Below are 11,452 nucleotides of genomic sequence, written 5' to 3'. Positions count from 1 at the left end.
TCGCGCCGGCCGCGGACGGGGAGAGCTGAGATGGAGCGGACGGCGGGCCCCGCGCCCGAGGGTCCCGACGGCGGGGTCGTCGTCGGCCACAGCCGCCACCGCGGCTCGGACGATGCCGTGCTCGTCGCCGCCCGGCTCGCGATCCGGCTGGCGGTGCCGCTGCACGTCGTGCACGTCGTCGCCTCCGACGACTTCCCCGTCGACCCGGACTCGTGGAACTGGGAGGCCGAGGCCGCGCGCGCCGTCGAGGACCAGCTCGAGGCCCTGCACGCCCTGCTCGCCCCGGTCCCGGTGATCTGGGACCACCGCCTCCGCCAGGGCGACCCGGCCTCGGTCCTGCTCGCGGTCGCGGACGAGGTCGACGCCCCCTTCGTCGTCGTCGGGACCCACGGCACCGGCCGGGCGCGCGTGGAGAGCGCGCTGCTCGGCCACCGGTCGGTCTCCCACGCCGCGATCGGCCGCGGCGCCCGCCCGGTCCTCGTCGTCCCGGCCGGCAGCGCCGGCACCGCCGCCTGGGAGGCCGGCCCCACCGGGCGGCACGAACGGGCGCGCGAGGTGCACTCCGGGAGGAAGGGATGACCGAGCAGCGACCCCTCGTGGTCTGCGGGATCGACGACTCGCCCGGCGCCCGCGCCGCGCTCGAGGAGGCGGTGCGCACGGCGGCCCGCCGCGGGGCACGGGTCCGGGCGGTCGGCGTCTACGAGCCGCCGGAGACCTACGGCGCCTGGGGCTACGGACCCACCGCGGGCATCCCGCTCCCGCGCCTGGCGATCTACCAGCAGAGCGAGCGGCAAGCCGCCCGCGAGATCGTCGAGCCCGTCCTCGACCGGCTCCGCGCCGAGCTGGCGACGATGCCCCCGGTCGACGTCGACGCGGTCCCGGGCCGGCCGGTGGAGGCGCTCGTCGAGGTCGCCCGGGACGCGGACGAGCTCGTCGTCGGGCACCGGGGTCTCGGGGCGGTCGGCAGCGCGGTGATGGGCTCGACGAGCCTGGGCTGCGTGCTGCACGCCCCGTGCCCGGTCACCGTGGTGCCGGCACCCGTCCCGGCGTGAGCGGGTCGACCGTGCGGGGGAGGCCGTGGCCGCCGGCGCGCGAGGACCACCGCACGCGGGTGAACCGCGAGCTCTCCGAGCTGCTGGGGGAGCTGCGGGTGGCCCTGCCGGGCGTGCAGGTGCTCTTCGGTTTCCTGCTCGCAGCGGCCTTCCAGCCGCGGTTCGCGCTGCTGTCCGCGCCGCTGCGGGTCGTCTTCATCGTCACGCTGCTCAGCTCGGCGGTCTCGGTCGTGCTGCTCGTCGCGCCCGCCGCGCAGCACCGGCTCCGGTTCCGGGCCCGGGACAAGGAACCCATGCTCCTGCGGTTCAACCGGCTGGCGATCGCGGGGCTGCTCTGCCTCGGCGTGGCCCTCGCGGGGGCGGTGCTGCTGGTGACCACGGACCTCGACGGACCCGTCGTCGGGGTGTCGGCGACGGGGGGCCTGCTCGCGCTCGTGGTGACCCTGTGGCTCGTGGAGCCGCTGCAGCGCCGGCGTGGTGAACGGTCCGGTCCGGGGCGTCTCCCGGTCCACGTCCGGGGACGGCCGGGGCACCCGGGCGGGACCTCGGACCCTGGTCGCCGGGGGCCCCCGCCGCGACTGTCCCGATCATGACCACCATCGGCGATCCGCGCCCCTCCCTCGTCCCGCCACCCGTCGTGGAGCTCCGCGGGCAGATCGGCGCCGACCTGGCGCCCTACGCGCAGGGGCTCGTCCGGCACGTCCTCGCGGCCCTCGGCCGCCCGGTGCTCGGGGCGCGGATACGCGTGGTGCGCCACGCCGACCCGGCCCGCGAGCGGCCGGTGTCCGCCTCGGTCCTGGTCGACCTCGGCCACGGGCACGTGCACGCCCACGTCACGGCCCAGCACCCCCGCGAGGCGGTCGACCTGCTCGCCGACCGGTTGCGTCGACAGGTCCGGGAGGCCCGGCGGGGGCGTCCGCGTTCCACGCCCCGGCCGGCCGCACTCCAGCACCCCGCGTCGATCGTGCGCCGCGACCTCGTCCAGGCCGTCCCGGTGCCCGTCGCGGAGGCGGCCGCGATCCTGGTCGACCTCGACCAGGACGTCCACCTCTTCCTCGAGCGGGCCACCGGCGCGCCCGCGGTGGTCTACCGGGGCGGGCCGACCGGGCTGCGCGTGGCCTTCCGGGACGGGCCGGAGCACGCGGACGTGCCCGCGGCCCTCTCGTGCAGCGCCGGGCCGGCGCGGCGGCTCTCGGTGGAGCACGCCGTGGAGCACCTGGCGCTCTCCGGGCTGCCGTTCCTGTTCTTCGTCGACCCGCACGGCGACGGCCGGCTGCTGCACCACGCCGAGGGCGGCGCCGTCCTCGTCGACGTCACGGCGGGGACCGATCGGCCCGCCGGGTCGGGACCGACGGAGCGCGAGGCGGGGGACCCGCAGCACTGACCGCCACCGGCCCGCCGGGTCGAGCCTGTCCTCGTCGGACCGCGCCCGGCGGCCCCGAGGACACCGAGGAGGCGACGCAGATGGGCGCGACCGCGCACCGGGGAGTGCTCGTGGTGGGCGTGGACGGGTCGGCGGGGGCCGACGCCGCCCTGCGGTACGCGATGGCGGAGGGGCAACGCCGGGGCGCCGCGGTGCGCGCGGTGATGGCGGTCCGCCCGCCCGAGATGTTCGCCTACGAGGCCTATGTGCTGCCCGACCCCGCCGAGGCCCGCGCCGCCGCGGCCCGCCGCGTCCAGGCCCGGATCGAGGAGCTGCGTGAGCAGCTCGGGCTCGACGTCGAGACCGAGGCGGTCGCCGTGCCCGGCTCGCCGGTGACGACCCTCGTCGACGCCGCCCGCGACGCCGACCTCCTCGTCGTCGGCCACCGCGGCCACGGGCCCTGGCGCAGCACCCTGCTCGGCTCGGTCGCGCTCGGCGCGGTCCTGCACGCGCCCTGCCCGGTGACCGTGGTCCCGGCCCCGGGGCCCGCCGCGGACGCGGCCCACGCGGCGGCCGCGGAGGCGGGGACCCCGCTGCCCGTCGGCCCGATCGCCTGAGACCCCACGCGAGACGGAGGCAGGACCCACGATGACCGCAGGTTCCCGCACGGTCGTGGCCGGCGTCGACGGCCGGCCCGCCACACTGCGCGCCGCGCTCTGGGCCGCCCAGGAGGCCGCCCGCCGCGACGTCCCGCTCACCCTGGTCGCCGCGCGCCTCGACGACACCCTCGTGACGACCGACCTGGCGCGGGCCCGCCGTGTCGTCGAGTCGGCCGTCGCGGTCCCGGTGGTCGAGGTGCTCCTCGCCGGCCCGGCGGGCTCCGCGCTCGCGGCGGCCGCCGTGGACGCGGAGCTGCTCGTGCTCGGGGCGAGGACGCCCGACGGGCAGGCCGACGGAGCCGTCGGCGCCACGACGACCCACCTGCTCGCCCGGGCGAGCTGCCCGGTCGTGGTGGTCCCCGCCGGGTGGGACCTCGAGCGCCGTCACGAGGGCGAGGTGGTGGTCGCGGCCGACCCGGCCGATCCGCACGGCGCCGCCCGCGGTCCGGTCGCCCTGGCCGCCGACGTCGCGGTGCGCTGGGGTGCGCCGATGCTGGCCGCCGCGATCCTGCCCCGTGAGCCGGGCCACCGCGAGGTGACCCGGGGACGGCGGATGCTCGACGGGATCCTCGCCGGGGTGGAGGCGTGCGGGGAGCTGTCCTTCATCGACGAGGTCGTGCGCCACGGCGATCCCGCCGACGAGCTGCTCGACCTGGTCGGGCCGCCCGCGGGTCTGCTCGTGCTCGGGGCCCACGGGGCGGCGACCTCGTCGGACCCCGCCCCGGGACCGGTGTGCCGGCGGGTGGTGCGCGAGGCCCGCTGCCCGGTCGCCGTGGTCCCACCGGGCGTGCCCGGCGTCCGGCCCCCTGACCGCCGGCCCGCCGCCGCCGGGGGTACGCGGTGAGCGCGCCGGCCGCCGTGCGGGAGACTCACACCGCCGTGCTGTGGTTCGTCGACGATCGCGTCCACAAGCTCAAGAAGCCCGTCGATCTCGGCTTCTGCGACTTCACCACGGTGGCCGCCCGCCGGGAGGCCTGCGAGCGCGAGGTGGCGCTCAACGCTCGCCTGAGCCCCGAGGTCTACCTCGGGGTCGAGACACTGCTCGACCCGGACGGCGCGGTCGCCGACCACTTCGTCCTGATGCGCCGGATGCCGGCCGAGCGAGGCCTCGGTGTCCTCGTGCGCGCCGGGGTGCGGGTCGACGACGAGCTCCGGGCCGTCGCCCGTCGCCTCACCGCGTTCCACTCGATGGCCCGTCGGGGTGACGAGATCACGCGGGAGGGACGCGCCGACGCCCTCGCCCACCGCTGGCAGGGCGTCCTCGACGGCCTGCACCGCCACGTCGGGAGGGTGTTCGACCACGACGAGGTCGCGCGGGTCACCGCCCTCGCGACCCGCTTCCTGGCCGGCCGCGGCGACCTGTTCGACCTCCGGTGCGAGGCCGGGCGCATCGTCGACGGCCACGGCGACCTGCTCACCGACGACGTCGTCTGCCTGCGGATGGGCCCGGTGATCCTCGACTGCCTCGAGTTCGACGACCGGCTGCGCTACCTCGACACCCTCGACGACGCGGCGTTCCTCGCGATGGACCTCGAGCACCAGGGCGGGCCGGCCCTGGGCGAGCGCTTCCTCGCGCTCTACGGCGAGTTCTCCGGCGACACCTGGCCGGTCGCCCTCGGGCACCACTACCGCGCCTACCGCGCCGCGACCCGCGCCTTGGTCTCCGCGGTCCGGGCCGACCAGGGCGGGCCGGGCGCCGACGAGGCCCGCGACCTGCTCGGGCTGGGCCGCCGCCATCTCGAGGCCGGCCAGGTCCGGCTGATCCTCGTGGGGGGCCTGCCCGGAACGGGCAAGACCACCGTCGCCGACGGGATCGGTGACCGCCTCGGCGCCGTCGTGGTCTCGAGCGACCCGCTGCGCAAGGAGCTCGCCGGGCTCTCGCCCACCGACCCGGCGCGCGCCGGCTACGGCGAGGGCCTCTACCGCGCCGAGCGCCGGGCGGCCACCTACGCGGCCATGCGCGAGCGTGCCGCCGCGCTCCTTGCGCGCGGCGAGTCGGTCGTGCTCGACGCCTCCTGGACCGATGCCCAGGAGCGGGCCCGCGCCACCGAGCTCGCCCGGGCGGCGAACGCCGAGCTGACCTGCCTCGAGTGCCGGGCCCCGCGCGAGATCACCGAACCCCGCATCCGCGGCCGTCGGGGCTCCGCCTCCGACGCCACCCCGCTCGTGGCCGCCGTGATGTCCCTCGACGCCGACCCGTGGCCCGAGGCCACCGTGATCGACACGGCCGGCCCCGCCGAGGCCGCGATCGAGCTCGCGGTCGCCGAGGTGCACGCCCCGATCGCCCACTCCGGCTGGACCGTCGTCGGGCGGTGAGCCCTCGGGGACCCCGAGGACACGAGGAAGGACAACGATGACCCCGACCCGAGTCACCCCCGCCCGCGGACTCGTCGTCCGCGGCATCGACGGGTCTGCCGGCTGCCGCGCGCTCGTCGAGGCGGTCCGTGCGGCCGCGCGGCGCGGTGTCGTGCCGGGCTCGGAGCGGGCCCGCGCCCACGCGGTCGCCTGAGATGGCCGCGCCACCGGCGGTGGCGATCCGGGCGACCCGGCTCGGTGTGGTGCTCGGCGGCCGCTGGGTCCTGCAAGACCTCGGCTTCACGGTGCCCGCCGGCCGGGTCACCGGCCTCCTGGGGCCCAGCGACGGCGGCAAGACGACGGTGATGCGCTGCATCGTCGGGGTGCAGGAGCTCGCGGCCGGCGACGTCGAGGTGCTCGGGGCGCCCGCGGGCACGCCCCGGCTCCGGCGCCAGGTCGGCTACACGACGCAGTCCGCCGCGGTCTACGGCGACCTGACGGTGCGGGCCAACGCCCGCTACTTCGCTGCCCTGTACGGGCTCGGCGCCCCCGCCGCCGACCGCGCCGTCGGCGAGGTCGGCCTCACCGCCTTCCGCGACCGCCGGGTCGACACGCTCTCCGGCGGGCAGCGCGCGCGGGCGTCGCTGGCGTGCGCGCTGGTCGCGCGGCCCCGCGTCCTCGTGCTCGACGAGCCGACGGTCGGGCTCGACCCGCTCCTGCGCCACGAGCTCTGGGCGCACTTCCACGCGCTGGCCGCGGCCGGGACCACCCTGCTCGTCTCCAGCCACGTCATGGACGAGGCCGCGCGCTGCGACCGGTTGCTGGTCCTGCGCGACGGCCGGCTGCTGCTCGACGACACCCCGTCCGGGTTCCGGATCCGCACCGGGGCGGACGACCTCGACGAGGCGTTCCTGCGCCTGGTCTGCCCGGGCGGACCGCGAGCGACGGCGGACCCCGCGTGACCGGCCTCCTCGACGTCCCCGTCACCCTCGCGACCGCCGGCCGGGTCCTCGCCCAGCTGCGCGCCGACCGGCGCACCGTCGCGATGCTGCTGGTCGTCCCGAGCGCCCTGCTCGCCGTCACCAAGCAGGCCCTCGACTCCCGGACGTTGTTCGACCAGGTCGGGCTCTCCCTCGTGGGGATCTTCCCGCTGACCACGATGTTCCTGGTGACGAGCGTGGCCATGCTGCGCGAGCGCACCAGCGGGACCTTGGAACGGCTGCTGACCACCCCGATGACCAAGCTCGACCTGCTGCTGGGCTACGGGCTGGCGTTCTCGGTCGCCGCCACGGCGCAGACCCTGGTCGTGGTCGCGATCGCCTACGGGTTGCTGGGCCTGCAGACGCCCGGCAGCCGGGCCTTCGTCGTCGCGGTCGCCCTGCTCAGCGCGCTGCTGGGCACCAGCCTGGGCCTGCTCGCGAGCGCCTTCGCGACCAGCGAGTTCCAGGCCGTGCAGTTCCTGCCCGCGGTGATCCTGCCCCGGACCCTGCTCGGGGGGCTGTTCGTGTCCCGCGAGGCGCTCCCGGACTGGCTGCACGCGCTCAGCGACCTCATGCCGCTGAGCTACGCCATCGAGGCGCTCCAGGAGGTGGGCCGCCGCTCGATCATCACCGTGACCTTGCTGCACGACCTCGCCGTCCTGGTGGGCGTCACCCTCGTCGCGCTGGTGGCCGCGGCGGCGTCCCTGCGCCGGCGCACCCCGTCGGCCTGAGCGCGGCGCCCGGGACCATCGGTCGGGAAGAGGTGCCGTTCGACCCTGCGGCGCTGTCCCTGTCGCGGGTGATGGTGAGTCACCGTGACGTCGACGGAGCACACCGATCTCGCCCCCACCACGTCGGCCCTCGCCGACGACCTCGACCTCGTCGACGCGTGGTGGCGCGCTGCGAACTATCTCGCGGTCGGCCAGATCTACCTGCTGGACAACCCGCTCCTGCGCGAGCCGCTGGCCGCCGAGCACATCAAGCCGCGGCTGCTAGGCCACTGGGGCACCACTCCGGGCCAGACCTTCGTGTGGGCCCACCTCAACCGGGTCGCCCGCCGCGGCACGTTCGACCCGCTCTTCGTCTCCGGCCCCGGCCACGGCGGCCCGGCCGTGGTCGCCGCGGCCTGGCTGGAGGGCACGTACTCCGAGCGGTACTCCCACGTCTCGACCGACGAGGAGGGCATGCGCGAGCTGTTCCGCCAGTTCTCCTTCCCCGGCGGCGTCCCGAGCCACGTGGCGCCGGAGACGCCGGGCTCGATCCACGAGGGTGGCGAGCTGGGCTACTCCCTCGCGCACGCCTACGGCGCGGTGTTCGACAACCCGGACCTGCTTGTCGCGTGCGTGGTCGGGGACGGTGAGGCCGAGACCGGGCCGCTGGCCACCGCGTGGCATGCGAACAAGTTCTGCCACCCCGTCCACGACGGGACGGTGCTGCCGATCCTGCACCTCAACGGCTACAAGATCGCGAACCCGACGGTGCTCGCCCGCATCCCGCGCGACGAGCTCCTCGCCCTGCTCACCGGGTACGGGTACCGGCCCTACCTGGTCGAGGCCCGTCTCGACGACGACCACGCCGCGGTGCACCGGCGGATGGCCGACACCATGGACACGATCGTCGACGAGATCGCCCGGCTGCGGCGGGAGGCGGCGGAGGCGGAGGCCGCCGGGCGGTCGATCGAGCGGCCGCGGTGGCCGATGCTGATCCTGCAGACCCCCAAGGGCTGGACGGGGCCCCGCGACGTCGACGGAATCCGCGTGGAGGGCACCTACCGGGCCCACCAGGTCCCCCTCGCGGGCACCCGCGAGAACGCCGGGCACCGCGCGCAGCTCGAGACCTGGATGCGCTCCTACCGCCCGGAGGAATTGTTCGACGCCGACGGCCGGCCGCGGCTGGAGCTGGCGGCACTGCACCCGGGGGGCGACCGCCGGATGAGCGCCACGCCCCACGCCAACGGCGGCGAGCTGCTGCGCGACCTGCGCCTGCCCGACTTCCGCGGGTACGCGGTGGCGGTCGACGAGCCCGGCCGGCCGGTCGCCGAGGCCACCCGGGTGCTCGGCGGCTGGCTGCGCGACGTGGTGCGGCGCAACCCGGACGACTTCCGCCTCTTCGGTCCCGACGAGGTCGCCTCGAACCGGCTGCAGGACGTCTTCGCGGTCACCGACCGCCAGTTCGACGGCGAGATCGACGCCGGTGACGACCACCTCGCGCCCACCGGCCGCGTGGTCGAGGTGCTCTCCGAGCACCTGTGCCAGGGCTGGCTCGAGGGCTACCTGCTCACCGGGCGGCACGGCCTGTTCACCTGCTACGAGGCCTTCATCCACATCGTCGACTCGATGCTCAACCAGCACGCCAAGTGGCTGAAGGTCACCCGCACCATCCCGTGGCGCCGCCCGATCGCGTCGCTGAACTACCTGCTCACCTCGCACGTCTGGCGCCAGGACCACAACGGGTTCTCCCACCAGGACCCCGGCTTCATCGACCACGTGGTCAACAAGAAGGCCGAGCTCGTCCGGGTCTACCTGCCCCCGGACGCCAACACCCTGCTCTCCACCGCCGACCACTGCCTGCGGTCCCGGGACTACGTCAACGTGATCGTCGCCGGGAAGCAGCCCGCGCCGCAGTGGCTGGACATGGAGGCGGCGGTCGCCCACTGCACCCGGGGGCTCGGGGTGTGGGACTGGGCGAGCACGGACCAGGGCAGCGAGCCCGACGTCGTGCTCGCCTGCGCCGGGGACGTGCCCACGCTCGAGACCCTCGCCGCGGCCGAGCTGCTGCGCCGCCACCTGCCCGACCTGCGGGTCCGGGTGGTCAACGTCGTCGACCTGATGCGGCTCGAGGACCCGACCGAGCACCCCCACGGGCTCTCGCACCGGGACTTCGACGCGCTGTTCACCCCGGACAAGCCGATCCTCTTCGCCTACCACGGCTACCCGTGGCTGATCCAGCGCCTGACCTACCGCCGCACGGGCCACGGCAACCTGCACGTCCGCGGGTACAAGGAGGAGGGCACCACCACCACGCCCTTCGACATGGTCATGCTCAACGACCTCGATCGCTTCCACCTGGTCATGGACGTGATCGACCGCGTCCCCGGCCTGGCCGTGCGCCACGCGGCGCTGCGCCAGCGGATGACCGACGAGCGGCTCGCGTGCCGCGAGTACACCCGCCTCCACGGCGAGGACCGCCCCGACGTGCGGGAATGGGTGTGGGCGGGCACGGCGTACCCGGTCACGTGATGCGGGTCCTGGTGATCAACGCCGGGTCGAGCAGCGTCAAGCTGCGGGTGGTGGAGCCCGACGGCGCCGTCGGGCACCGTGCGGATCTCGACGCGCCGCGGGGCCGGCCCGCCGCCGGGGAGCTGGAGGCGACGGCGATCCGGCTGGCGCACGAGGCCGGCGGCGTCGACGCCGTCGGCCATCGGGTTGTGCACGGGGGGCCGGACTTCACCGGACCCACCCGGGTCGACCCCGACGTGCTCGCGCGGATCGACCGGCTCACCGTGCTCGCGCCGCTGCACCAGCCGCCGGCCCTCGCCGGCCTGCGGGCGGTGGCCGAGGCGATGCCCGACGTCCCGTCGGTGGCGTGCTTCGACACCGCCTTCCACACGACGATGCCGGCCGCGGCGTCGACCTACGCGGTCCCGTCGCGCTGGCGCGCCGAGTACGGCCTGCGCCGCTACGGGTTCCACGGGCTGGCCCACGACTGGGGCTCGGCGCGGGCGGCCGAGCTGGTGGGCCGCCCCCGGGAGTCGGTGCGGGTCGTGGTGGCCCACCTCGGGTCCGGGGCCTCGGCGTGCGCGGTGGTCGACGGGCGCTCGGTGGACACGACGATGGGGTTCACGCCCACCGCCGGGCTGGTGATGGCCACCCGCTGCGGCGACCTCGACCCGTCCGCGGTCACCTGGCTGACCCTGCACGCGGGCGTGCCCGCCGCGGAGGTCGACCACGCCCTCGACCACGAGTCCGGACTGCTCGCGCTCGCCGGGGACGCCGACATGCGCCGCGTCCTCGGCGCCGCCGAGGCCGGCGAGCCGGACGCCGCGGCGGCCCTCGAGGTCTGGGTGCACCGGACGCGCGCCCAGCTCGCCGCGATGGCCGCCGCCGCGGGCGGGGTGGACGTGCTGGTATTCAGCGGCGGCGTGGGGGAGAACGCGCCCGCGCTGCGGCGCCGCGTCGTGGCGGGCCTGGGCTTCCTCGGGCTCGCGCTCGACCCCGACGCGGACACGGCGGCGGTCGGCGGCCGGGAGGGCGACGTATCGGCGCCCGGTGCCGCGGCGCGCACCGTGGTGGTGCACGCCCGCGAGGACCTCGTCATCGCCCGCCAGGTGGAGGAGGTCATGGTCGCCGCGACGCGATCGACCTGACGCCGGTCGTTGCGCAGCACGGCGTGATCGCAAGGTCGACATCGAACGGGACCCGGGTTCATTTGCTAGGGCCTTGACGGGTGTTTCGGTGTTAAGTCGGCCGGGGGCGGTTCGACATGGCGATCTCGGCGGCACGTCAGGAGTCCGACCGACCGGGCGTCCTGGCCCGACACCCGCTGACCGCCTTCTTCGTCATGGCCTACGCGTTCACGTGGATCGTCTGGACGCCCTGGTTCTCGGCCAGGACGGCGCCGGACTCCTGCCCGCGCGGATCGACGACGCCCTCGTGGGGTACCTCAATGCCGCGGCGATCCTTGCCGGCCCCGCAGTGGCCGGGCTGGCCATGGCAGCGGTGACCGACGGGCGCGCGGCGTCCGGGATCTGCTCGGCCGGCTCGTGCGCTGGCGGGTCGGGGTGCGCTGGTACGCGGTCGCTCTTGTCGGGGTCCCGCTGATCATGCTGCTCGGCACGATGGTCTACGCGATGGCCCGGCCGTCGTTCAGCGTGCTCGGCGGACCCTCCTATCTGCTGACCTATGTGGTCACATTCGTGGCCGTCACGTTCTTCGGGGGGCCACTGTTCGAGGAGGTCGGCTGGCGTGGCTTCGCGTTGCCGCGCATGCGGCGCTCGCTCGGCCCGCTCCTCGCCTCCCTCGTGCTCGGTGTCCTCTGGGCCGCCTGGCACCTGCCCGAGTTCCTGGTCCCGACCTTCGCGGCGTCCTCCGGTGGCGCCGGTCC

General features: G+C 75.9%; 13 protein-coding genes. All 13 read left to right on the top strand.

Annotated features, from left to right (window positions below):
• Positions 1-579 (top strand): universal stress protein (locus tag VGH76_RS01565; protein ID WP_331554845.1); only part of this gene is annotated, 579 nt, incomplete at its 5' end.
• On the top strand, positions 576-1,052 hold the full coding sequence (locus VGH76_RS01560) for a universal stress protein (RefSeq protein ID WP_331554844.1): 477 nt from the start codon (positions 576-578) through the stop codon (positions 1,050-1,052). The genes VGH76_RS01565 and VGH76_RS01560, both read left to right, overlap by 4 nt.
• Entirely contained in the window at positions 1,049-1,645 is a 597-nt protein-coding gene (locus VGH76_RS01555) for a DUF6328 family protein (protein ID WP_331554843.1), read from the top strand. Before VGH76_RS01560 ends, VGH76_RS01555 begins: the two co-directional genes overlap by 4 nt.
• On the top strand, positions 1,642-2,436 hold the full coding sequence (locus VGH76_RS01550; protein ID WP_331554842.1) for an HPF/RaiA family ribosome-associated protein: 795 nt from the start codon (positions 1,642-1,644) through the stop codon (positions 2,434-2,436). The genes VGH76_RS01555 and VGH76_RS01550 overlap by 4 nt, the downstream gene beginning before the upstream one ends.
• Before the next feature lie 80 nt (positions 2,437-2,516).
• Positions 2,517-3,032 (top strand): universal stress protein, encoded by a 516-nt coding sequence (locus VGH76_RS01545; protein WP_331554841.1) that lies wholly within the window; start codon positions 2,517-2,519, stop codon positions 3,030-3,032.
• Positions 3,033-3,063: 31 nt separating this feature from the next.
• Entirely contained in the window at positions 3,064-3,918 is an 855-nt protein-coding gene (locus VGH76_RS01540; protein ID WP_331554840.1) for a universal stress protein, read from the top strand.
• A complete protein-coding gene (locus VGH76_RS01535) occupies positions 3,915-5,390 on the top strand; it encodes an AAA family ATPase (protein WP_331554839.1) in 1,476 nt (491 codons plus the stop codon). The genes VGH76_RS01540 and VGH76_RS01535 overlap by 4 nt, the downstream gene beginning before the upstream one ends.
• Positions 5,391-5,427: 37 nt before the next feature.
• Entirely contained in the window at positions 5,428-5,583 is a 156-nt protein-coding gene (locus VGH76_RS01530; RefSeq protein ID WP_331554838.1) for a hypothetical protein, read from the top strand.
• Position 5,584: 1 nt separating this feature from the next.
• A complete protein-coding gene (locus VGH76_RS01525; RefSeq protein WP_331554837.1) occupies positions 5,585-6,331 on the top strand; it encodes an ABC transporter ATP-binding protein in 747 nt (248 codons plus the stop codon).
• Complete coding sequence (locus VGH76_RS01520; protein ID WP_331554836.1) at positions 6,328-7,080, top strand: ABC transporter permease; 753 nt, start codon at positions 6,328-6,330, stop codon at positions 7,078-7,080. Before VGH76_RS01525 ends, VGH76_RS01520 begins: the two co-directional genes overlap by 4 nt.
• A gap of 84 nt (positions 7,081-7,164) precedes the next feature.
• Positions 7,165-9,588, top strand: coding sequence for a phosphoketolase family protein (locus VGH76_RS01515; RefSeq protein ID WP_331554835.1), 2,424 nt, complete (start codon positions 7,165-7,167; stop codon positions 9,586-9,588).
• Positions 9,588-10,715: an acetate/propionate family kinase gene (locus VGH76_RS01510; protein ID WP_331554834.1), complete on the top strand. Its 1,128-nt coding sequence runs from the start codon at positions 9,588-9,590 to the stop codon at positions 10,713-10,715. The genes VGH76_RS01515 and VGH76_RS01510 overlap by 1 nt, the downstream gene beginning before the upstream one ends.
• Before the next feature lie 396 nt (positions 10,716-11,111).
• Positions 11,112-11,452, top strand: a 341-nt coding sequence (locus VGH76_RS01505; RefSeq protein WP_331554833.1) for a CPBP family intramembrane glutamic endopeptidase, incomplete at its 3' end; no start/stop codon positions are given.

Source organism: Actinomycetospora sp., assembly GCF_036497585.1.
Lineage (GTDB): Bacteria > Actinomycetota > Actinomycetes > Mycobacteriales > Pseudonocardiaceae > Actinomycetospora.
The sequence above is the reverse complement of the archived record's forward strand: the minus strand, read 5'-3'. Positions and strand labels throughout refer to the sequence as shown.

What these genes read in the sequence shown, in the direction of transcription:
- VGH76_RS01560 (WP_331554844.1), top strand. Translation starts at nt 576, where the DNA reads ATGACCGAGCAGCGACCCCTCGTGGTCTGCGGGATCGACGACTCGCCC.
- VGH76_RS01550 (WP_331554842.1), top strand. Translation starts at nt 1,642, where the DNA reads ATGACCACCATCGGCGATCCGCGCCCCTCCCTCGTCCCGCCACCCGTC.
- VGH76_RS01545 (WP_331554841.1), top strand. Translation starts at nt 2,517, where the DNA reads ATGGGCGCGACCGCGCACCGGGGAGTGCTCGTGGTGGGCGTGGACGGG.
- VGH76_RS01540 (WP_331554840.1), top strand. Translation starts at nt 3,064, where the DNA reads ATGACCGCAGGTTCCCGCACGGTCGTGGCCGGCGTCGACGGCCGGCCC.
- VGH76_RS01530 (WP_331554838.1), top strand. Translation starts at nt 5,428, where the DNA reads ATGACCCCGACCCGAGTCACCCCCGCCCGCGGACTCGTCGTCCGCGGC.
- VGH76_RS01525 (WP_331554837.1), top strand. Translation starts at nt 5,585, where the DNA reads ATGGCCGCGCCACCGGCGGTGGCGATCCGGGCGACCCGGCTCGGTGTG.
- VGH76_RS01510 (WP_331554834.1), top strand. Translation starts at nt 9,588, where the DNA reads ATGCGGGTCCTGGTGATCAACGCCGGGTCGAGCAGCGTCAAGCTGCGG.